Origin of the sequence: Kangiella aquimarina DSM 16071, from assembly GCF_000374105.1 — a bacterium.
In the GTDB taxonomy this organism is placed as follows: domain Bacteria; phylum Pseudomonadota; class Gammaproteobacteria; order Enterobacterales; family Kangiellaceae; genus Kangiella; species Kangiella aquimarina.
Genome location: NZ_KB893650.1, coordinates 422,628 through 445,211 on the forward strand (window position 1 = coordinate 422,628; position 22,584 = coordinate 445,211).

Sequence of the window (22,584 nt, forward strand, 5' to 3'; positions counted from 1 at the left end):
CCCATTCTACTGGACCATTTACACTCTTTTGAATATAAGCGACGTGTTGATGCCTCCAAAGGCAAAGTTATTACTCATAATAAATTCGTTATCCATACTCCTGTCCAGCTCAGTAATGTAATCAAGCTCGGCGCATTCAGGGTCAATTTCAGAGAGATTAACCGTTGGTGCGTACCAGTTATTGCGCATCATCTCGATGGATAACCAGGCTTCAATGGCACCGCAAGCTCCAAGGGTGTGGCCAAAATAGCTTTTCAATGAACTGATAGGAACTGAGCGATTGAAAACGGCGCGTGTCGCGTGAGACTCTGCTACATCTCCTCTGTCGGTTGCTGTGCCATGCGCACTGACATAACCAATGGCATCGGCAGTTAAACCTGCGTCCTGTAAAGCAAGTTGCATCGCCTGAGACATGGTTTCTTGCTGAGGTTGGGTGACATGAGCGCCATCGGAGTTACAGCCAAAACCAACCACCTCTGCGAGAATTTCAGCGCCTCGGGATATCGCATGATCATAGTCTTCAAGGATCAAGGTTCCAGCACCCTCTCCTATTACAAGACCATCCCTATTTTTATCAAAGGGTCGTGGTGTTAGCTCGGGATGTTGATTATTAATGGACGTAGCGAATAGAGAATCAAAAACGGCACCTTGAGTAATGCATAGCTCTTCAGCACCTCCAGCAATCATAATTTTCTGTCGGCCAAACTTAATGGCCTCATAGGCATAACCAATACCCTGGCTGCCTGAAGTACAGGCGCTGCTGGTTGGAATGATGCGACCTTTGCAACCAAAAAATACACCCATATTGACGGGAGCGGTGTGACTCATCATTTCAACGTAAGAAGTTGAGGTAAAGCCGGTCATTGGCCCACCTTTGATCAAATCGCCAAACACCGGGATGGTGCGAGTACTTCCAGAAGAAGAGCCGTAAGCGATTCCGGTAGCGCCATTAGTCAAGAAGTCGCTTTCTAGCAGGCCAGCTTCGGCCAGAGCCTGTTGGGTTGCGCAAGTCGCCAACAGAGAAACGCGCCCCATGCTGCGGATCCGTTTGCGTGGTAATTTTGGAAAGGTGTAATCGACCGGTGCCGCCAGGCTGGTGCGTAGACCCTCACAGGCCTCCCATTGAGGCATCACTTGAACCGCATTTTTTCCTTGAGCCAGCTTACCTTGTATGGCCTGCCACTGCTCGCCAAAAGCAGTGATGCCGGACATGCCGGTAATAACAACGCGTGACATCAGGCCATTCCTCCATTAACGGAAATCACCTGACGAGTAAGATAGCCCGCAGTATCAGAAAAGAGGTAGGACACCAGTCCCGCTATTTCTTCAGGTTTGCCCATTCGCCTGGCAGGAATCATTTTCATTGCTTCGCCTGCAAGTTCATCATCGACCATATCGGTTTCGATAAGTCCGGGCGCGACACAGTTTACGGTAATTTTTCGTCTTGCCAATTCTACGGCAAGAGCTTTGGTAGCACCGATCAGCCCCGCTTTAGAGGCACTGTAGTTAACCTGGCCACGGTTACCGAGAACACCTGAGACGGATGACATCACAACAATTCTACCGCCCTGCTTTTCACGAACCATCGGCATCACAAGCGGTTTCACAACATTGTAGAAGCCATCCAGGTTGGTATGAATGACATCGTCCCAATCGGAATCAGAAAGAGCAGGAAAGGCATTGTCACGAGTGATCCCAGCATTACAGACTACGCCATAATAGGCACCATTTTGCTCAATATCTGACGTTAAGGCTTGCTGTGTTTGTTCGCGATCGGCAATATCAAACTGAAGCAATTGCGCCTGACCGCCTGCCTGCTGAATCTCTTCGATGGTTTCATTTGCCTGCTGTATACCAGAACGACAATGCACAGTTACTGAAAACCCACTTTTAGCCAGTTGCAGGGCAATACTTTTGCCAATTCCTCGACTAGAACCTGTGACTAATACTCTTCTACTCATAGCAAAGATCTCTTAATTTAGCAGTTGTGTCTGATCGCTGGTTTCAAATACATTCAGTTTAGCGGCGCAAACACACTGGTTGTTCTGCACAATAGAGCAATCAAATGAACCTAAGCCGGAATCATCCATATACAACTCTTTGATTTGAACAGTGTATGTTTGGTTGTTATTAAATTGTTGCTGAAAAAGCTCGAGTTTTCGGGTTCCTAATAAAAAGCCAAGATTTACCGGCTGATTGACCAGAAATGCCCTGATACCCGCCAAAGCTGCTATTGCCTGAGCCATATACTCAACACCTACCCAGCTTTCTATGCCTGGAATGTCCGTTTGAAAAAAACGACTTTCAGCTGAAACTGAAAATTCAGCTACCAGCGAGGATTCATCGAAATCGACAATCTTATCAATCAAAACCATGGGTGCCGAATGAGGGACAAACTCAGACACAGGTTTCGATAAAATAATGGGTTTTTGTGCTTCTATCGATTGCATATTACTTCCTCATGAGCGGCCGATTATAACACTGACGTTGTTGCCGCCAAAGGCGAAAGAGTTACTCATCGCAATGGATAAGTCGCTGCAATGATGTTCAGAGCTTGCCAGTGTTAAGGGCGGAATTTGCTGATCATAGTGGCCATCATATGCATGTTTAGGTAAGGAATACTTTGGTCCCTGCTGATTCAGAGCCAGCCAGCAGAAGGCAAGTTCTGTGGCACCAGCTGCGCCCAGTGTATGACCGGTGAGCGGTTTGGTTGAACTGACCATGGTGGTGGTGGGAAGCACCTGATGTACGGCTTTTCCCTCCATCAAATCGTTAAGTTCAGTGCCTGTGCCATGAAGATTGAGATAATCAACGTCATCTGAACTAATGCCTGCGTCAGATAGTGCCATCTGCATGGAGGATACAGCACCAGCACCTTCAGGATGGGGTGCTGAAATGTGGTGAGCATCAGAGGACTCGCCAACGCCAAGCAATGCAACTTCAGACTTCTCTCGAGACATAATAAAAAGTGCAGCCCCTTCTCCGATATTGATTCCCTTTCGATTAGCACTAAAAGGCAGGCATAAATCGGAAGATATGGCTTCCAGTGAGTCAAAGCCATTCAGAGTCATATCGCACAAAGAATCTGAACCGCCGACAATCACTGCATCGCAAAGATCATTTTCGATTAAGCTGCGTGCCGAAGCAAAAACTTTCCCGCTGGATGAACAGGCAGTAGAGATGCAATAAGCCGGCCCCTGCAGTTGAAGGTAGTCCTTGATAAAGTCTGCTGGAGAAGACATCTCAATCTGGGAATAGTCAAAATCGTCAGGAAAATGGCCAGATAGGGAGTATTTTTGCAAGGCTTGCTCCCCTTCGGCAATACCAGAGGTGCTGGTTCCGATAATCACCCCAATGCGATGGTTAGGGTATTGCTCAAGCATTTCTTTGAGCTGAGTGGATAGTTGTTGCAGGCAATGATGAACCAGTCGGTTATTGCGGGTGTTATGCTTTAAATAAGGTTCCGGTATGGTTGGTAACTCAAGCGCAACCTGCCCGACCAGGAAAGTGCGGCCAGTAGCCGGTGATAGATATGACTGCATGCCCGATGTGTCCGCTTGGATCAATTTAGAAAAGACTGACTGATGATCAGCTCCCAGGGCATTGATACAGGCCATATGATTAAGATAAACCATCTGCTTATTCTGGGTCATGCTGCGTCTCTTCAATGGATATGGGGTCAATCAGTAAACTATAGCCACGCTCTAAATGCTGAAAATGAATCTGGCCTTGGTAGAACTCTGGGTCAGTATATTCAATCCGGATGACTTCCTTCTGATCACGCATAATCAACCGTTGTGTGGCATCAGGCTGCACCAGTTCTGCCCCTGAAAGAGCTTGGTTAATGGATGAGGCAGGCCACAGACTTAGCTGCATATCGGCCAGCAAATACTCCGGTTTTAATCCATCATCAGTGGGTAATCCGGAAGCGGTAATCTGGCCTGCGGTCAATTGTATGGAAAAAAGACGGGTTCCAGTGGCGCTTAATCCGACCATAACCAATTGCTGGGCGCTGACTTCGGTTTGAAACAGAAGGTCATGTAACTCATTGTTATAATTGACCTGAGCACTTTGTAACAACTGAAAGTCATTAGTAAAAGGGTGGCTGGTGATTAATTGAAAATCAACGCCCTGAGCAATCGTTACAGTTTGACGATCGCTAACATAGGTGGAGCTACAGCCCCAAAACAAGAGGCTTAGAAAAAGGATTAGGAGGCTGCGCATAGTTGTCCTAAGGTATTAAGTCGACGCTCAGTCTGTTGAACGAATGGGTTTGTGGTGTCCCAGGCATAGCCGGCCAGAACGGAGCACACCATTGCTCTGATATTCTCCGGTGCAGACTCATAATGGATAATGTTCTGTAACTGTCCGTCATACCAGGATTGAACAAAAGCCTTAAAAGTATCTACCCCTTGCTGTAATGGTGTCGCAAATTCAGATTCCCAGCAAACATCTTGACCTCTGAATTGCTTAAACAGGGCATCAGCCGCTAATTTCGCTGATTTGAAGGCTATGGTTACGCCTGAAGAAAATATAGGATCAAGAAACTCACCGGCATTACCAAGCAAAGCAAAGCGCTCACCATACAATTGCTTAACGTTGGAGGAATAAGCGGTAATGTGCTGAACGGGAGAAGCCTTTTTGGCACCCTTCAACAAGTCCTGAAAACGAACAGTCTGTTGAATGGCAGTATCCAGTGTCTGCTCATGATTGGATTGATCGTGGCCAAGAGCCTCGAAAAACTCGGGTCTGGCAACACAGCCTAATGAGGAGGTGCCGTCTGCGAAAGGAATCAGCCAATACCAGACGTCCTGATGCTGAGGATGGGTTTCTATCAGTATTTTATTACGATCATAGTTATGACAGCTGATGTTGTCTTTTATATGGCAGAACACAGAACTTCTTACAGGGAAATCACTTGGCTGGATTAAGTTTAACAGTCTAGGCAGAACTTTAGCGAAACCACTGGCATCCAGAACAAACTCTGCAGATATCTGTTCAACTTCTCCTTGTTCGTTTTCAACGCTTAACTCGCATTTGTCATCAAATATGGCTTCAGTTACGGAGTGGCCAAAGCGGAACTCCGCCCCCTGCTCTTGCACCAGCTGAACAAGCAGATGATCGAACTGCGCACGCTTAACCTGAAAAGTATCACAGGGTCCTTCGCTAAATTTCTGTTCAAAATCAAAATAGCAGTAGTGCTGATCGGCGAAAAAAGCCGCACCATTCTTAAATTGAAATCCAAGCTCGGGAGCGGCCTGCTTAATCGCATCAAGAAGATTAGCCTGTTGCAGATAAACCATGGATTGCGGTAACAGGCTTTCACCGATTGAAAACCGGGGAAAGTGTTGCTTTTCAACGACCAGAACATTGAGCTGGCCCTGGGTAAGCAAAGAAGCAGCCAGAGCACCGGCAGGTCCGGCCCCAATAATGACAACATCATAGTGCGACTGCGGTTTATCCATTATCTAGTCCTTTAATACGATAGAGGCGATTGCCCACAATGGGGGAAAGAAGAAATACGGTCAAGATACCGGTTAACATGGTGAGACCAAAGGCATGGATTGCCGGAGTCTCACTGAGTGACAGTAGACCGAATGAAAGGAAGGTTGTAGTCGCTGATAAGGTCACTGCAAGGTGAATATAAATAGAGCGTGATTGTGCTTCAGCATAGAACAGGCCGTAATCAATACCTATGCCAACGACTAGAAATAACGCCAGTGTACTGAACAGATTAAAACTGCCAGCAATTAGGGTGGTCACGATAATCGCGACTGAGGCAGCAATAATGGGCGCGAAAATAACGTGGTAAGCAATTTTAATTGTGTACTTGGCCAGCAGCAGAGCAAATATTGCCAGGCAGGCCAGTAGTAGCATTAGAGTGGCAAGTTCTCGGTAATTGGAGAACAGCTCTGAAACTTTATCGACCTTATTGATAAAGTAAAGATCATCGTGAGTTTGTGCTAATTGTTCCAGGGCAGCCAAATCTTGAATGTTAGAGATGCTGATAATGGCTGCAGAATCGCCTTCAATCTTGCCTAACCACAGATACGATAGCCTTTGTCCTATAGGAGAATCTAGCCAGTCTGATAGGGAAAGATAGTCACTTTCTGAAGCCTTATAAGTATCAAACAATGTCTGATAACTGGATGGGTCTAACAGACCGGTATCAAATAGCGATGACAGTTTAGATTGAGAAAGTTGCTGGCCAATCAGCTGATAATCGCTTTGCTGTTGAGCGCGGCTGGGTACCCATTGAGCCAGGTGGCTATATTGATCGATTACCTTTCGTGATACTAGCTCATCTAGATCATCATTGTATTGGCTTAAGGTTTGTAACAGCTGTTCATCAGATTCAGCACGAACCAGAAAAAACTGGTTGGTTGCCGGTGCTGAGATAATTCGGGTTAGTTCCGCTTCCTGATCGGTAAGCTGCTGAGGGGCTGCCTGTAGCTGCCTGATATTGTCATTAGCCCGGTCGGTATCGAGTAACAGGTAACCCGCAAAAACAGGTAATCCCAATAAAATGATAAAAAGTGCAGGATGAGCGAGTTTGCGACTGAAAGACTGATGACCTGTTAAAAGAGCGATAAATGGGCCTGGCGTGGAAACCTTGTATTGGAAAACATCGAACAATAAGGACACCGTTAAAAAAGCGCCAATCAACCCTGCAATACAGAAAATAGCCATTTGCTGCAGACCAGGGAATGGAGCCATAAACAGCGCAATATAGCCAATGATGCTTGAAACAAGCCCCATCAGAATAGCTATAAAAATATGTGACAAGGGACGCCGGTGGTGAACGGCGCTTGAAAAATAGTGAAACGCATAATCAACTGCTACCCCTACCAGACTCGCGCCAAAAACCATCGTCAGGATATGAATTGAGCCAAAAACAATATGAACAGTTGTAAAGCCGATAAAGATTCCAGTGGCTAATGAGGTCATTGTCATTAGAAGCGGAGCTGTGCTTCTAAACGCAACAATCAATAGAGCGATAACACCAAGTAAGGAACCTAAGCCGATTGTTGATATTTCTGATTTGGCAGAGGCTGCAGCATATTGGGCATAAAAAAGTGCACCGGTAGTTAAAAGCTCAACCTGGGGATTTTGTTCAGAGAATTGATCAAGTAAGCCGGCAATCTCTTCTTGTGTCCTGGTATCAAAGGGTGACTCTTTGAGACGCGCAGACAGAATCAGAACCTGCTGCCCCGAGTCGATAACTTTTAAAAAATCGCCAACGACCTGTGTGTTGCTATGTCTAGAAGAACTATTGGCAACAGCCTGCTGTAAGTAACGGTAGGATAATAGCAAAGGATCCTGTGCAATCAGTGGTAATAATTGACCCGATAGCGGCGAGTAGATCATTTGTAGACTATGTTCAACAAAGGGCTCAGCACCCTCTGTTAACATCAGGCCTCTGTCTTTGCTGTTTAATAAATGAAAACGATGCTTGAAGATGAGTTCAGCAATGATCTCCTGCTCAGCCTCTGAGATTTGTGTGTTAAATCGTTCTATCAGTTGCGTCTGCTGCAACTGATTAACCAGAGAAGCGGCCACCGGCTCGAGCTCATTGGACGAATTGCTTTTTAGTCCAATTATGATCTGCTTGAAATTGTTATCGGAAAACTGAGCAAAGGCTTTTTCTGCAAAAGGATCAACTTCAGTTTCTGGTAACAGTTTCAGGATATTGGTTTCGACCTGTATGCCATCATGAAGCTGTTTATAAAACAGACCTGCTGAAAGAAGGATAATTAATGCCCAAATGAGGGCTTTAACTTTAGTGGATGACATATGAACGGAGCTGATTGATCAGATCAGGATCGGTTGATGGTGAAAGCACCAGTTGAGTTGAATCGCCACTAGCCTCGGTAAATGAGAGCGTTTCTATGTGATTCTGACCGCTGATATTTATATTGGTAATGATGGGTTTCATGTCATTGGAACTGGCTTCGAGCTCAATGCTCCAGCGTGTTTCTGTGCAGTCTAAAGCTACAGAAAAGTGGTTATCTAATTTTTCAAAATCACCAGCGAGAATAGCCAGAAAAGTCGAACTGATCAGCTGACTCATTTTTTGATTATTGTTGGCAGGCGACATGACCGGTTGATCATTTTTATTGAATTGTCTGAGAGTCTGCTGACCGATTAACAAGGTGCTTTTTATTGGCTGCTGAGTCTGCCAGATGACCTGGTTATCGTCGCTAATTAATAGATAGCCTTTAGAGATCAGAGGTTTTTTTAGGATGGTAACTTGCTTAGTTTGAACAAATTCATTCAGCATGGCTTGTTCACCAAGTTCGGAGGCAATGGATTCAAGTGAGCACTTGAAAGGTTGCTCCGCTTTTACCGGAGAGCTGGTCACAAACAAAAGGCCATACAATATGCTGGCTAAAAGAAAGTTAAAGAGAGGCATAAAAGAGCTCAATTTTTTGGCTAAGAATTTTTGGTGATACCAGCTGCATTTCAAAGTCATCCACGGTTACTGCTACCTGGATTGAGTAACCTTTTGACAGGCGCTTACCTGTTTCGTGGTCTTCAATACGATAATCAATGGCCAGTCTGTTCTCGCACTCTTTAAGCGTTGCGATACACCGAAGTTTTTGACCATATTTGGCAGGATGAATGTATTTAAGACGAATATCGATGATGGGCCAGTAATATCCAGAGGCTTTCATCTGCGGATAGTCATAATCAATGGTACGGAGCAGCTGGCAACGGGCTTCTTCAAAGTACTTAACATAGTTGCCATGCCAGACGATGTGCATGGGGTCGAGGTCAAAAAAAGGTACCTCAACCACATACTCTGCACTGATCGGATGCTGTTTAAGCTGTTTGTTATCCATCTCAGTAGGTGCTCCAATGCTGGTTCTGAATTAAAGCCACAAACTGGCGTAACTCTTGTTCAAGTGGACGGTCTTCACTAACCAGTTCGAAACGATCAAACACTTCTTTCAGGGTCTTCGAAACACTTTCGGAAAGAGAGGACTCCTGCAGCTGATTCTGTCGAATACGCAACTGTACTGCCTGACTTGCTGCCATTAGAGATGCTGCAGCAACCTGCTCGGTTAACTCCAGAATTCGTAAACAATCTCTGGCTGCGATGGTGCCCATACTGACTTTATCCTGATTATGGCACTCGGTTGAGCGAGAAAAAACACTGGCTGGCATGGTGAGTTTAAGCGCTTCAGCAGTCCAGGCACTGATGCCGATTTGTACTGCCTTAAAGCCATGATTCAGTGGCTTTCTGTCTTCAGTGGCAGCCGATAAATTATTCGGTAGTCCATGATTGAACTTGTTATCCATTAACAGAGCCATTTGTCGATCCATTAGATCAGCAAGGTTGGCCACTCCTGTTTTCATAGTATCCATGACCATCGCGATATGACCACCATAGAAATGACCGCCATGTAAAACATGCTGACCTTCGCCATCAATAATAGGATTGTCATTAGCGCTATTTAATTCAGTTTCAATAACCTGCTTAAACCATGGCATGGCATCGTTCAATGCACCAATAATGTGGGGGGCGCAACGGATGGAGTAACGATCCTGTAGACGCTCGGAATTCCGCGGGTGTTTGTGGTGGTTCAGATCGTCACGAATCCAGGCTGCCACCTGATTTTGCCCGGGGTGAGGCTTTACCGAAAATAAAATATCGTCAAAGTGCGCGCTGTTTCCCTGTAATGCAATGGAGCACAAAGAAGTAATGCGCGAGCATAACTGAATTAAGTATTCGGCACGGCTGTAGGCCAAACAGGCCAAAGCTGTCATCACCGCGGTGCCATTCATGACTGCCAGCCCCTCTTTGGGCTGTAAACGGATGGGTTCTATGCCAAGAGCCTGAAAGACTTCCTGTGTAGGCTTAATTGCACCATCCAACATAACCTCGCGCTCACCAATCAGGGCTGCAGCCACATAAGATAGCGGCGTTAGGTCGCCACTGGCCCCTACGGATCCCTCTTCTGGGATGCGCGGTAGAATATCGTGTTCTAACAGTCGATTTAATTGCTCTAACAGTTGCCAGCTGACACCTGAATATCCCTGGCACAGAGAGGCCAGGCGGGTGGCCAGGATGGCGCGGGTTTGTTGAGCATTAAAGATATTGCCAAGTCCACAGCCATGAAACCTGGTCAGGTGCAAAGGGAGTTCCGGAACATTGGCTAACGGCACCTGTGTAGTAACTGAGTCACCATATCCTGTCGTAACACCATAAATAACACCATCTTCCCGCAACAGGGTCTTAATAAAGTCAGCACCCTGCTCTATACGCGCCTTAAACTGAGGATCGCTGTTTAGCGAGGCTGTTGCATTGCGTTGAGCAAGCTGATTAATATCCTCGATTGTGAGTGGTTGCTGACCAAAAGTAATGTTCTGTTTATTGGTTGTCACGGTTATTCTTCTCTTGAGTGTTTATGGCATTACGCTGAATAGAGTTCACATCATCTTTTTGCCAGAAATTATAAAAATTAAACCATTGATAAGGGGCTTTGAGGCAATAATGCTCCAGCCTTTGTGCGTAATCTGTAATGATGGATTGTAACTGCTCGTTTTTATTAGTTCTAGCAAGTTTCAGGCTGTCCGCGAAAGGTTCCAGGTATAGGTGATACTGGCCGGATTGTTTAAGACAGAATAAAAGATAGGTTGGGCATTCGAGTAAACTGGCGAGGATAAAGGGTCCCTGAGAAAAGGGGGCTGGTTGACCAAGAAACGGAGCATAATTCACTCGCCCATATTGTGTTACCGAGGTTCTGTCGCCAACGATAATGACAATTTCACCAGCCTCTACTTTTTGTTTAAGCTCAATGGCCGTGTCTGCCCCCATAGTATCAACCTGAATCAGGTTTACCGAGGCTTTAGGGTTAAATTTTTCCAGAGCTTTCTGGAACTTCAGAGCATGCTTGGTAAACACTAACGCATTAATCTTCAGGGAAGAGTCGGATTCACCGATGGCTCGACACAGCTCAAGATTACCAAGGTGGGAACCTATGAATACAGCACCTTGTTGTTTCTTGCTGTTACGCAGATTGGCAAAAACATCGGCATGATGAAACACAATATCAGACAAGTGCACATCACCTAGCCAGCCTCTAATTTTATCGACCGCCGCCAGGCCAAATTGATAAAAGTGTTTATAGACATGATACCAGCGAACTTTCTTTTTCGATCCCGTGTACTGATTGATTTGCCGAAGATACTGATAGGAAGCCTTGCGAGCCTTATTGCCGGTTAAGACAAAGTAGGCAATAACCGGGATCAATGCGATGCGAAATAACCACTGGCCAAAAATTCGATACAGCCAGACCAGTATCTGTATCCCAAGAGTTGAGCCGCGTTCTTCAGTTGCTGACCAGTGACTATCGGGTCTGGATTTTTTTTTGAAGCGACGTGCAATCAGGCGCGGAGCCCGCGGTAGCATGCCAAAAAAGAGCTTGGTATGCATTTTAGTAATTAACCAGTTGTCCTTAAGCATCCTGAAGTGAGAAGAGCCGTCTTCGGGGTAAGTAACTTTGGTTGGAAAGTTGATGATTTCAACTGACTGCCAATACAGCTTGACCAGGATCTCGGTGTCAAAATCCATGCGCTTGCCAATCGAGGTTGATTGGATTAAGGCGACTGTAATCGCCAATGGATACAGGCGGTAGCCACACATCGAATCCTTGATGCTAAAAGACAGGGTTTCAACCCAAACCCAGAAGTGAGTGATATACCGAGGGATTAGACGACCAAGAGGAACGGATTCATCATAATCCGGGATGCCGCAGATGACTGCATTTAAGTTGTTCTGGCTTAGGCTAATAAAATTAGGAATATCCGTCAGGTCATGCTGACCATCAGCGTCAACCTGTATGGCGTGGGTAAAACCTTGCTTATGGGCTTCAATAAACCCAGCCATGACTGCCCCACCCTTTCCGGAATTTTGTTCAAGATTAATGACCTGTAGAAAGGGATAGCTGTGTGGCAGTTGATTAAGGTATTGGCTGGTTGATGCATCGCTCCCATCATTCACCATAATCACAGGCAGAGATAATTCTGCGATAGATTGCAGTACCCGGTCGATATGCTGAGTGTGATTATAGTTTGGGATAACGATGCAGTAAGAAGATTTCATCAGGAATTTGTCTAAGCTGAATTTTGGCAATCATCAAGATGTATTTTTCCTGATGAAAATTGATGATCATGATTAAAAAAGCGGAAAGAAAGTTGCTGCTTATTCAGATCATGAGTCAATTCAAGCGAAACAGGCGTATTTGGCGTAATCACGTGCTGAAATTTCAGCGCTGAAATCTTATCGATAACTGCCCTTTTTTCTGGATTATCGTTAGTTGCCAGCAGCTTATTAAAAAAATGAAGAGACCATCCAATCTGTACTACGCCGGGCACAATCGGAAACTGATCAAAATGACCTTCAAAGGCATCAAGTTCAGGTTTGATATCTAATTCTAGCAATACACTGTGGTCACCAGCATTCTGGGACAAAATTTCAGGGTAATCCATATTAAAAAAGCCCCATCAGTTGATCCAGGGTTAGCTTACCTTGTGAGTTATAGGGTAGCTGTTCAAGGTAACGCCATTTTCTTGGTATGGCAACGGCTTCATACCGTTCAGCAAGCTCCGATCTAAGGCATTGATTAATGTGATGTTTGCCACGACTATTAAGAAGCTGGCAACCAGTTTCACTTAAAACAATAACCGCTCCCAAATAGGTTCTATGATGCTGTAGGACAACGACTTTTGCTGCATTGACTAGAGAGGACTCTATGAGCGTTGTTTCTATCGCATCGAGGGAGACACGTTTTTCTTCTATTTTAACGACCCGATCCAATCTGCCGAGTATTCGAAATTGGCCACCAGGTAGCAGCTGGATATCGTCATCCAGTCGATAGGGAGTGCTTAAGTATGGAGATGAAAGCGTGGTTATTCCTTCTGCATCCTGCTGCATGGACATACTAGGAAATAAAGTCCAGCAGGCCTGGTTTTTACTCTGAGTGCGGTAACCTATGCCTCCGGTTTCTGTGCTACCAAAGACTTCAACCGGAAAGATACCCAGTTGTTCATAAGATGCCTGAGCTGCTGCTTCACTCAATAAACTACCGGAACTAAAGCATTGCTTTAACTCAATAGCATCAAGCTCATGATCCTGTCTTGATAAAAATGCAGGACTTGAAATCAGGCAGATCTGAGAAAGAGGTTGAGATAGGGATCTCAGCTGCTCCTGGTACAGCACAATTTCGGCATAAAATGGATATCGGTACAAAAGTGGCCAGAGTAACCTGAAAATGAGTCCATAAATATGGTGGTGAGAAACGGTTGATAAGAAAGTGCAATTGGAAACACTAGAGCCAAATATTGAATTGATGCAGCTGACTTCAGTTAATAATTGTTGAATTGATTTACTGATAGCCTTCGGTTGACTGGTAGAGCCGGAAGTAAAAAAAGTCAGGTTGTTGTCCAGTTGTAACGGTATGGTTACTGCTAGCTCAATGTCAGCTGGCTCTAATTCAGATGTGAGAAAGTGAGCCCCTGCCAATAAAGGCTCTAATGTTGCATCACCAATAACTGCATCAAATTGGTCGCTGATTTGGCTTAACCAGTCAGCTTTAGAGTTAGCGGTGAGAACCACATCTTTCTGTAAAAGAAATAAAGCAATCAGATTAACCGCAAAGTTATAGCTATGGTCGATAAAAAGAAGATAGCGTTGATGAGGATGCTGTTGAATATTATGGACGGCTCTGGCCAAATCCTCCCGGAAGCGGGTGGCTGGATATTGCTGTTGCTTATCATACGCAACACAATGATCGTCATTGGTCTGTATTAGCTGATTGAGTTTGTCCAAAGCTTCCATGGATTCACCTCAGGCCTGCTTAAGCACGAGGCGACGATAGCCCCACTCTCCAATAAACAATAACCCCATGAGCAGGTAGGAAATTAGCCCGTTATAAAGAGCCCATATTTCAACCGATGTGAAAAAAACCGTATACAGAGAAACTAAGATATTTATTATAAAAAATAAACACCATATCTTAGTGACCTTAGTGGTATAAGGAATCGCTTCGGGAGGGAGTTCACTGGTTTGCAGGCGAGCAAATCGCTCGATGATTGTTGGTGGAGCGTACAGGCTATAACCGAAAACAGCCAAGAAACTGCCTGTAATGATTACAGGATACAATTTTAAACCTAGAGCCGAGTTCAATATAAAGCTTAAACCGGCCACTAAAAGCCCTACCACTAATACAATAAGCCAAAGCCCCTTCATGGTTTCAATCAGTTTGCTACGAGCTATAAAGCCCCGTAGCAAAACCAGTGCGGCCAGGATAATTGCAATTGTTTTAGGTTGTAGATGCTGTAAACCAAAATAAACCGCAATGGGATACAGCAATACCACAAAGGCAATAAGAAACTTAAAGAGGTGTTGGAGCATCAGTTATGGACTAGATCATAAACTGCATCAACAACATGTTGCATGGTACGAACTGCCTTGAAAGTATCAGGATTAACGGATTTACCAGTCATTTCCTGAAGTTTAATTACCAGATCAACAGTATCAATACTATCTAAGTCAAGGTCAGTATATAAGTTTGCATCAAGGGTAATATCATCACCATCAACTTCAAAATCGTCTACTAAAATGGTAACCAGTTCTTGATAGATGTGATCCTTGGTATCAAATTTAGCCATCAGTTAGCACCTCTTTGTTGTTCAATAAACGAAGCAAGAGTACCTACTGAATAAAAATGCTTTTTCGACTCTTCAGAGTCAGAATCCAGTTTAATATTGAATTGCTTTTTTATTGCGAGCCCCAATTCAAGCGCATCGATAGAGTCAAGACCTAACCCATCGCCAAACAATGGCTCATCAGTTTCTATGTCATCAATGCTAATATCTTCAAGATCAAGAGAGTCAATAATGATCTCTTTAATCTCGGTTTCTAAGGATTTCATTTTGTGCCACTTCCTCTTTAAAAACGGTCTTAATATGCTCCGTTAATCGTCGTGCTGCGATTGATTCATTTTTTTCTTGGTTAATGAACGGAGTAATGTCAATTTCCTCTACAACCCTCATCGTAAAGTATGCTTTACGGTCAGGGATTTGATACCACTTTTCTTGTTTAGTTAGTGTGGTAGGGTCACAGTCAATAATTACCGGTAACAGATTAGTCTGACAACGTATTGCAATATTGGCTGCGCCACGCTGTAGTTTAATAGGTTTATTCGGAACAGTCCGGGTACCCTCAGGAAATATCACGAGATTATAACCTTCCTGTAGGCTTTTTTTACAGTTTTGAATGAGTTTATTTACATCTTGGTCATTGTTGATGAAATCAGCGACACGCACTACCCGTTTAAGGAAAAAGTTATTCCAGAGCCCCTGCTTTACTACGCAATCAGCATTTGGAATTAAGGAAATCAGTGCGACAACGTCAATTAGGGTCGGGTGATTGGCAATAACAATTTTACCCTCGATACCTTCCAGCTGTGCTTTGGCGGCAGTTAAGTCGAACTTGAAGATTCCGAGCGCCTGCATAAAGCGAATAAAAATATACCAGGAGCGATGAATGAGATAGCGGGCCTTACGTTTTCGAACTAAGGGGTCCCGGTTGAAAAGTGCGATGACTGGAAACACAAACAAGGATAATAATAGTCCGCCAATACCAAAGGTAGTGAAAGATAGGCCGGTGGCAAAAACCCGCCAAATGTAATTGATTTTATTAAACATTCTTAATGAATTTCCAGCGTGTATCATCCGTAGTTATGGCTACTGTAGAGGCCTTATTATATAAAAAGTCATAAAATGCCAGAGCCATTGGTAACTCAGGTACCTGCAAATTTGATTGTGGCTCAAACGACAGGCTAATACCAGATGGAGCGGTATTGGGGCTGGTTAGCAATAACGAAAGACTGTAACTGGGGTAAAGTTTATTCTGAAGTTCGGATAAAGGGTGGCTAACCTCAAGATCAAAGCATGTTAACAAGACCTGCTTCTCCGGAAATCTTTGCAATAAATTATAGCTTTCAAGCAATGCATAACCAAAAGTGTCTGAGCCAGCGGCAATGCTGGTTCCTGCCTGCTTATTTCTTGTGAAGATTGAGAAAAGACCCAATGAGGCATTATGGACCGATAAGCTGAAATCCTTTGGTGACACTTCATGCTCTTGATACATGCTATCAACAATACTGACGGTTCTGTTGAGCTCACCATGTTGGGAAGCAAACACACTCAGGCAATCTGCCGGACTGGAGGCTGCTTGCTCTATACAATTTAGAGAAGTATGCATAGCCAATTTACTCAGTCCGCTTAAGCGGCGGCGCTTGATAGGAGGTATTTGTTTAAGAGTAATCGGGTCGAAATCAGCATGTTCTGTTAACGATGGCAGGTTACATGACTCTTTGTATCCAGGAGCAATCCAACAATATGAAGATAGAACTCCCAGTTTTATAGTTTTATTATGCATATATAGTCTATCTTGTTATTAAAAGTCGTTAACTGGCGAGAGTCTAGCCGATTTAGGGGGCTTCTTCAAACCAAAGCCCCGTGATATATGGCAAGTAGCTAATAAAAAAGCCACCCGTGGGTGGCTTAAAAGCAGCGTTAAAAATTACTGATACTTAGCTACGATCGGATTGACTTCATTTCCGGTAACTAAAGTTTTAATAGTGTCTTGTAAGGCTTGAGATTTTTCGGGCGACAAGCTTTTTTTACTGAACATGAAAGAGACATTATCACTTGGAATTTTGATATTGGACTCTTTGACCTGTGACTCGAGGCCTTTGCGTTTAATGATATAACGACCTTCTACCGGGTCCGTTAGAACACCGTCAATGGTACTGTAGATCACATTATAGAAACTTTGCTCTCCAGAGTTGCCGTCAATAAACAAAGGGCCATACTGAGGATGATTCATTAGGTTATAAACATCTTCACCGTAGTAGTAATCGTTAGTGATACCCACTTTATTGCCGCCACTCAGGAATCCTGCAAGCTCACCGCCCTGATAATCATTGGTTGAGCGGACAAACAAAGAGAAGGATTCACTACGGTATGGCACTGAGAAATCAGCGTATACTTTACGCTCTGGGGTTTCAGTCGCACCGCCAAGAACATCAATCTCGCCGTTCTCAAGGGCAGTCAACAATTCTGTCCAGCTTTTCTGTACATACTGAATATTGCATTGAGTTGCATCGGCAGCTTTTTTGAAAATTTCGATATCAATGCCCTGCATCTCGCCATTATGCAAAAATTGGTAAGGTGGGCGTGGCTCCCAGCCATATTTGATCACACAATCATAGTTTTTTGCGGTGCTCGTTTCTGAAGATGCAGGGTTGGTATCCCCTCCTCCACAAGCCACAAGTAAAAATGTACTGACAAACAAAAAGGTGCTTAGACGATTCATAAAGCCTCCCCAAGCTTTTTAATTATAATCACGACTTCATCTTGCTACTAAATGTGAACTGGATCAAGTATTTGTTGTATAAAAAGCCGACAAACAGGGTGAAAAGTGAGCTATAGTTGCTTGAAAAGCCGACAATTGGTGCAAAAAACAAACCAAAAGTGACTTAAAGGTGTAAATTTTTCAGAATGGGTGCTTACAACGTCCTGATATAAAAAAAGCGACCAATTTGGTCGCTTTTGAACATAAATGTAAATCTATGAAATTATCGGAAATTAACTAATAGCATTCTTGATTTTATTCATGGCATTTTTCTCCAGCTGACGAATACGCTCTGCTGAAACACCATATTTATCTGCCAAATCATGCAAAGTGGCTTTTTGGTCATTTAGCCAACGCTGTTGCAGGATATCCTGGCTTCTTTCATCCAGAGTTTTCAGAGCAGATAGTAGTCGAGTTTCACGTTGGTCTTGCCAATCTTCCTGCTCAATCGCTACCGCCGGATCAGAGTTTGGTGACTCCAGGTAATGAACCGGAGCATATACTGCATCGTCATCGTCGCTGGCATGTGGTGCATCAAAGGAAGCGTCATGGGCATTCAAGCGCCCTTCCATTCGTCTGACTTCCTCTTCGCTTACCCCTAAATCCTGTGCTACGGCATTGATTTCATCATTATTAAGCCAGTTTAGGGTTTTCTTTTTAGAGCGAAGATTGAAGAACAATTTACGTTGTGCTTTGGTTGTCGCAACTTTGACAATACGCCAGTTACGCAATACATATTCGTGAATTTCGGCTTTAATCCAGTGGACTGCAAAGGATACCAGACGCACCCCGACGCTAGGGTCAAAGCGCTTAACGGCTTTCATCAGGCCAATATTACCTTCTTGGATTAAATCGGCCTGTGGCAAACCATAACCACTGTAACTTCTAGCAATATGAACGACGAAACGTAAGTGAGCCATTACTAACTGGCGAGCAGCTTCAAGGTCATTATGATCATGAAACTGATGGGCTAATTTTTGTTCTTCTTCAACGGAAAGGACAGGAATAGCACTGACGGTACTGATATAACCATCAATACTGCCTGTTGGAACGGCTAACGCCATGTTCATTGGAATATTGCTCATGCATTCCCTCCGAGTGATAAAGATTGACCAATATTAGCACTGTTTAACTGAGAGTGCTAATATTTTGGCACTCTGAACCTAAGAGTGCTAATTCAATAAAAAGTTCAATACAAAATTAATGGGCTAGGCGAGGATTTATAAGGCCTGGCGGGTCATTTGTATCCTTGAAAGAAGTAACCTACACCTATCGTATTCATAAATAAAGTGAAACTTCTTAAAGTCTTGGACTAGCTTTGTAACAGGACATTAACAGACTGAAAGAGGGGTTCCTGCCAGACCAGAAAACAGTGAGTTAGCAGGAACCAGGGCTAAAAAGGGATGAGTTTATTTAGCAGAAGCTTCAACTTCGATGATGATATGAACATCGTCACCTACCGCCGGTACTCCATAAATCATACCGAATTCCGAGCGTTTGATAGAACCTGTCGCTGAAAAACCAACATGGGGCTCTTCACTCATTGGGTGAATCCCAGCTTGGTTAAGAGTTAAATCAAGAGTGATTGGTTTGGTAGTACCCAAAATCGTTAAGTCACCATGTAACTTACCCGAATTCTCACCGGTTTTTTCGAGTTTGGTGCTCTTAAAAGTCATGGCTGGAAATTGCTCAACATCGAAAAAGTCGGCGCTGCGCATATGGTCATTCCACTTTTTATTCTCCAAATCAATGCTTTTGGTATTGATGGATACTTCAGTCTGAGCGGTTGACCAATCTTCAGGATCAAAGCTTAGAGTACCTTCAAAAGCACGAAACTTACCGTACGAGTTAGAGTAGCCTAAGTGGTTGACTTTAAATATAATTTGGCTATGAACCGTGTCAAATTCATAGTCGGCTGGCTTGGCATCGGCTGTAGCGGTTAACGCCAATGCGCTTACCACAAACGCTAAAAATGTCTTCATAATGAGTTTCCTTTTCCAGTTAATAGTAAACGGTGTCTATTCAAACAAGCTTGGAGACTATTATCAAATAGCATAAAAGTATTTTGAGTATTACTTCAGGGTATAGTTACTGCATGTAACGATGATAGCTAGTGTAAGACAAATCTGTGATAAAAAAGTGAAAGCCGCAAGTAGGCAAACGTTATATTAAGAGACAGTTCAAACTTAAGTGGGCTGAATATCCTTGAGGTGCTTGCTAACAGAGAACCAGGCACCGAAAAGGCCAAGCGCAGAGCCAATAGCTAACAATGACAGAGTTTGTGTTGGAGCCAATCCAATCAACGAAAAGCCGCTGTTATAGAGTTCAGCGAGAGTAGAGGAGGGTTGTAACAGTAGGAACAATACAATATTGACCATCAAAGCAGCGAGCAGGGCAGCAATCAAACCGTACCAGAAGCCACTATAAAGAAAAGGGCGTCTGATAAAGGCATCAGTCGCACCAACCAGTTTGATTACCTGGATTTCCTCACGACGGTTAAGAATAGCTAATCTAATGGTGTTGCCCACAATCAATAAGACGCCAAAAGCAAGCAAAATGCTTACAAAAGTGCCTATTTTCTGTGAAATTTCAAGAATGGCCTGATAGCGCTGAATCCACGCCATGTCCAGCTGAGCAATATCGACCATGGGATTTTGTTCAAGCTCCTGAGCCAGTTGCTCAAGCGAGGCTGCATCGGCATGGGTTTCATAGGGCGTCAGAATGATACTGTCCGGCAACGGATTTTCATTGAGGTAGTCCAGTGCATCGCCAAATCCTGATTGCTGTTTAAACTCTTCAATGGCCTCTTCCTTCGGAACTAGTACCACTTCTTTAAACTCAGGACGGAAACTCAATTCCTGAATCAGGTCGGCTCTTTGTTGCTGATTGACATTATCCTTCAGAAACAGGGCCATTTGCACGCCACCGCTCCAGTTGCTGCTGATTGCCTTGGCATTGGAGCTGAAAACATAGAAGGCACTCGGGAGGGCTAATGCTATTGCTAATACAAGAATAGTAAGAAGACTATTTGCCGGATGCCGAAAAACATCCAGAAGGGTAGTCATCGCATTTTTCTTATGCAGTGTAATGGCCATCCTGAAACGATCGATAAAACTGATCTTATAGGTGGTATTCTGGCGACTACTCTTACTCATCGAAAGCAGCCTCCGCCAGTTCGTTACGAATGGTGCGGCCTTCTTTTAACGTAATGACCGGGTGTCGCATGCGGGCAATCAGGGCCAGATCGTGCGAAGCAATCAGTACTGAAACGCCTACCTGATTAAACTCGGCAAATAGATTCATAATATCGGCCGACAGTTCCGGATCCAGATTACCGGTAGGCTCATCCGCCAGTAACAACGGGGGCTTGTTGACCACTGCACGAGCAATGCCGACACGTTGCTGTTCACCGCCAGACAGTTGAATGGGTAATTGCTTTTCTTTGCTGAGCAGTCCGACCTTATCTAGCGCTGCTCTGACGCGCTTGGGAATATCCCGATCAGAAACTCCTGCGATAATTAAGGGCAAGGCGACATTATCAAAGACGGTTCGGTCAAATAGCAGACGATGATCCTGAAAAATCATGCCAATCTTACGGCGATGATAAGGAATATGACGATCTTTAACCTTACTGATATTCTGGCCATCGAGAATAACCTGACCGCGAGTAGGGCGCTCCATCAGAGCAATTAACTTCAACAGGGTACTTTTCCCCGCGCCACTATGACCGGTCAAAAATGCCATTTCACCAGCAGGCAGTTCAAAGCTGACTCCTTTGAGAGCTTCGTGACCACCTTCATAGCGTTTAAAAACCTGGTGAAATTCAATCATAGATTATGAGAAGTTAGTTATTGTTCTGCGTTGTCGTTAGTAGCGAAAAGAGCCTGAATAAAGTCCTGACCATTGAACTCACGCAAATCATCAATGCTTTCGCCTACCCCAATAAAGCGTATCGGCGTTTTCATTTTATCCGCCAATGCAAAAATGATACCACCTTTTGCCGTTCCATCCAGCTTGGTGATGGTAATTCCGCTAAGTGGTACTGCTTTATTAAAGTGTTCGGCCTGGTTCAATGCATTCTGACCAGTACCGGCATCAACCACCAACATAGTTTCGTGTGGCGCCGTAGGATCGAGCTTTTGCATGACCCGCTTAACTTTCGCCAGTTCATCCATCAGATTGGACTTGGTATGCAGACGTCCTGCGGTATCGGCAATCAGGACATCGATATTACGAGCCTGGGCGGCCTGTAAGGCATCAAAAATAACAGAAGCACTGTCCGCCCCAGTATGCTGGGCGGTAACATGAATATTATTGCGCTCACCCCACACCTGCAATTGCTCCACAGCCGCAGCACGGAAGGTATCACCAGCAGCCAACATCACCGACTTGCCTTCGCTTTGGAACTTTTTGGCCAGCTTGCCGATAGTGGTGGTTTTGCCAACGCCATTGACGCCAACCATCAAGATGACAAAAGGCTTATGGTTCAATTCCAGCGGTTCGCTGCATGGTTCGATTATTTCTGACAGTAACTGTCGAAGACGCTCCATCAATGCCTGCGGGTCTTTAAGTTCTTTACGCTCGGCTTTTTCGGTTAAGTCATCGATAATTTTACGGGTGGCACTGACACCAACGTCAGCCATCAATAATTGAGTTTCAATGTCTTCAAGTAGGTCGTCATCAATTTCTTTGCTGCCCAGTACCAGATTGGCAAGGCTGTCAGCCAGCTGCCCACGAGTACGGCTAAGACCTGCTTTGAGGCGGGCAAAGAAGCCTTTTTTCTCTGTAGGCTCCAAATCAGACTGTAACTCATCATTCTGTTCAGAAATGCTTGGAGTTAGAGTGGGTGCCTGAGACTCAAAAGAGTCTTGTTCAATATGCTGGTCCTGCTCTTTCTCGTGGTAAGCTTCCTCAATGTCTTGTTCGACCTGCTCCTCTATCTGCTCTTCAAGTTGATGTTCAGCTTCTTCGAGAGCCTCTTCTTCAGGAGAGTGCTCGCTATCAGAGTGTGATGATGATTCAGTAGAGTCTTTTTTGCCAAACCAGCCAAATAGGCCGCGTTTTGATTTATCTTTAGATTTTGAGTCGCTCATGGCAGTGACGTTATCAATGACTTGTTAAACTTTATAAAGGCGTTATCCTATCACTTTCAAGGC

At 44.4% G+C, this 22,584-nt stretch carries 24 protein-coding genes; all 24 read right to left on the reverse strand.

The window, feature by feature from the left end; genetic code table 11:
- Positions 1-18: 18 nt before the first annotated feature.
- On the reverse strand, positions 19-1,236 hold the full coding sequence (locus B158_RS0102100; protein WP_018623675.1) for a beta-ketoacyl-ACP synthase: 1,218 nt from the start codon (positions 1,234-1,236) through the stop codon (positions 19-21).
- Positions 1,236-1,961, reverse strand: coding sequence for a 3-oxoacyl-ACP reductase FabG (gene fabG, locus B158_RS0102105; RefSeq protein ID WP_018623676.1), 726 nt, complete (start codon positions 1,959-1,961; stop codon positions 1,236-1,238). The genes B158_RS0102100 and fabG overlap by 1 nt, the downstream gene beginning before the upstream one ends.
- 12 nt (positions 1,962-1,973) lie before the next feature.
- Entirely contained in the window at positions 1,974-2,450 is a 477-nt protein-coding gene (locus B158_RS0102110; RefSeq protein ID WP_018623677.1) for an ApeP family dehydratase, read from the reverse strand.
- A gap of 9 nt (positions 2,451-2,459) precedes the next feature.
- Complete coding sequence (locus B158_RS0102115) at positions 2,460-3,653, reverse strand: beta-ketoacyl-[acyl-carrier-protein] synthase family protein (RefSeq protein WP_018623678.1); 1,194 nt, start codon at positions 3,651-3,653, stop codon at positions 2,460-2,462.
- Positions 3,640-4,224 carry a DUF3261 domain-containing protein gene (locus B158_RS0102120; protein WP_018623679.1) on the reverse strand — a complete coding sequence of 195 codons (585 nt, stop codon included), beginning with the start codon at positions 4,222-4,224 and terminating at the stop codon, positions 3,640-3,642. The genes B158_RS0102115 and B158_RS0102120 overlap by 14 nt, the downstream gene beginning before the upstream one ends.
- Positions 4,209-5,465 (reverse strand): NAD(P)/FAD-dependent oxidoreductase, encoded by a 1,257-nt coding sequence (locus B158_RS0102125; RefSeq protein ID WP_018623680.1) that lies wholly within the window; start codon positions 5,463-5,465, stop codon positions 4,209-4,211. Before B158_RS0102125 ends, B158_RS0102120 begins: the two co-directional genes overlap by 16 nt.
- A complete protein-coding gene (locus B158_RS0102130; RefSeq protein ID WP_018623681.1) occupies positions 5,458-7,794 on the reverse strand; it encodes an MMPL family transporter in 2,337 nt (778 codons plus the stop codon). Before B158_RS0102130 ends, B158_RS0102125 begins: the two co-directional genes overlap by 8 nt.
- Positions 7,781-8,413 carry an outer membrane lipoprotein carrier protein LolA gene (locus B158_RS0102135; RefSeq protein ID WP_018623682.1) on the reverse strand — a complete coding sequence of 211 codons (633 nt, stop codon included), beginning with the start codon at positions 8,411-8,413 and terminating at the stop codon, positions 7,781-7,783. Before B158_RS0102135 ends, B158_RS0102130 begins: the two co-directional genes overlap by 14 nt.
- The gene (locus B158_RS0102140; RefSeq protein ID WP_018623683.1) at positions 8,400-8,843 is read right to left on the reverse strand and encodes an acyl-CoA thioesterase; all 444 of its coding nucleotides are present in this window, start codon (positions 8,841-8,843) and stop codon (positions 8,400-8,402) included. Before B158_RS0102140 ends, B158_RS0102135 begins: the two co-directional genes overlap by 14 nt.
- A 1-nt stretch (position 8,844) precedes the next feature.
- On the reverse strand, positions 8,845-10,389 hold the full coding sequence (locus B158_RS0102145) for an HAL/PAL/TAL family ammonia-lyase (protein WP_018623684.1): 1,545 nt from the start codon (positions 10,387-10,389) through the stop codon (positions 8,845-8,847).
- The gene (locus B158_RS0102150; protein ID WP_033413942.1) at positions 10,376-12,109 is read right to left on the reverse strand and encodes a glycosyltransferase family 2 protein; all 1,734 of its coding nucleotides are present in this window, start codon (positions 12,107-12,109) and stop codon (positions 10,376-10,378) included. The genes B158_RS0102145 and B158_RS0102150 overlap by 14 nt, the downstream gene beginning before the upstream one ends.
- An 11-nt stretch (positions 12,110-12,120) precedes the next feature.
- On the reverse strand, positions 12,121-12,495 hold the full coding sequence (locus B158_RS0102155) for an ApeI family dehydratase (RefSeq protein WP_018623686.1): 375 nt from the start codon (positions 12,493-12,495) through the stop codon (positions 12,121-12,123).
- A gap of 1 nt (position 12,496) precedes the next feature.
- Positions 12,497-13,843, reverse strand: coding sequence for an AMP-binding protein (locus B158_RS0102160; RefSeq protein WP_018623687.1), 1,347 nt, complete (start codon positions 13,841-13,843; stop codon positions 12,497-12,499).
- 9 nt (positions 13,844-13,852) lie between these two features.
- Positions 13,853-14,419 (reverse strand): COG4648 family protein, encoded by a 567-nt coding sequence (locus B158_RS0102165; RefSeq protein ID WP_018623688.1) that lies wholly within the window; start codon positions 14,417-14,419, stop codon positions 13,853-13,855.
- Positions 14,419-14,676 (reverse strand): acyl carrier protein, encoded by a 258-nt coding sequence (locus B158_RS0102170; RefSeq protein WP_018623689.1) that lies wholly within the window; start codon positions 14,674-14,676, stop codon positions 14,419-14,421. The genes B158_RS0102165 and B158_RS0102170 overlap by 1 nt, the downstream gene beginning before the upstream one ends.
- On the reverse strand, positions 14,676-14,939 hold the full coding sequence (locus tag B158_RS0102175; RefSeq protein ID WP_018623690.1) for a phosphopantetheine-binding protein: 264 nt from the start codon (positions 14,937-14,939) through the stop codon (positions 14,676-14,678). The genes B158_RS0102170 and B158_RS0102175 overlap by 1 nt, the downstream gene beginning before the upstream one ends.
- Positions 14,914-15,714, reverse strand: a complete 801-nt coding sequence (locus tag B158_RS0102180) for a lysophospholipid acyltransferase family protein (RefSeq protein ID WP_018623691.1) — start codon at positions 15,712-15,714, stop codon at positions 14,914-14,916. The genes B158_RS0102175 and B158_RS0102180 overlap by 26 nt, the downstream gene beginning before the upstream one ends.
- A complete protein-coding gene (locus tag B158_RS0102185; protein ID WP_018623692.1) occupies positions 15,707-16,450 on the reverse strand; it encodes a beta-ketoacyl synthase chain length factor in 744 nt (247 codons plus the stop codon). The genes B158_RS0102180 and B158_RS0102185 overlap by 8 nt, the downstream gene beginning before the upstream one ends.
- 144 nt (positions 16,451-16,594) lie before the next feature.
- The gene (locus tag B158_RS0102190) at positions 16,595-17,389 is read right to left on the reverse strand and encodes a substrate-binding periplasmic protein (protein WP_018623693.1); all 795 of its coding nucleotides are present in this window, start codon (positions 17,387-17,389) and stop codon (positions 16,595-16,597) included.
- A gap of 272 nt (positions 17,390-17,661) precedes the next feature.
- On the reverse strand, positions 17,662-18,513 hold the full coding sequence (gene rpoH, locus B158_RS0102195; protein ID WP_018623694.1) for an RNA polymerase sigma factor RpoH: 852 nt from the start codon (positions 18,511-18,513) through the stop codon (positions 17,662-17,664).
- Positions 18,514-18,837: 324 nt separating this feature from the next.
- Positions 18,838-19,410, reverse strand: a complete 573-nt coding sequence (locus tag B158_RS0102200) for a YceI family protein (RefSeq protein WP_018623695.1) — start codon at positions 19,408-19,410, stop codon at positions 18,838-18,840.
- Between the two features lie 204 nt (positions 19,411-19,614).
- Positions 19,615-20,583, reverse strand: coding sequence for a permease-like cell division protein FtsX (gene ftsX, locus B158_RS0102205; protein WP_018623696.1), 969 nt, complete (start codon positions 20,581-20,583; stop codon positions 19,615-19,617).
- Complete coding sequence (gene ftsE / locus B158_RS0102210; protein WP_018623697.1) at positions 20,576-21,259, reverse strand: cell division ATP-binding protein FtsE; 684 nt, start codon at positions 21,257-21,259, stop codon at positions 20,576-20,578. The genes ftsX and ftsE overlap by 8 nt, the downstream gene beginning before the upstream one ends.
- Positions 21,260-21,276: 17 nt before the next feature.
- Complete coding sequence (ftsY, locus tag B158_RS0102215) at positions 21,277-22,521, reverse strand: signal recognition particle-docking protein FtsY (RefSeq protein ID WP_018623698.1); 1,245 nt, start codon at positions 22,519-22,521, stop codon at positions 21,277-21,279.
- Positions 22,522-22,584 lie beyond the last annotated feature (63 nt).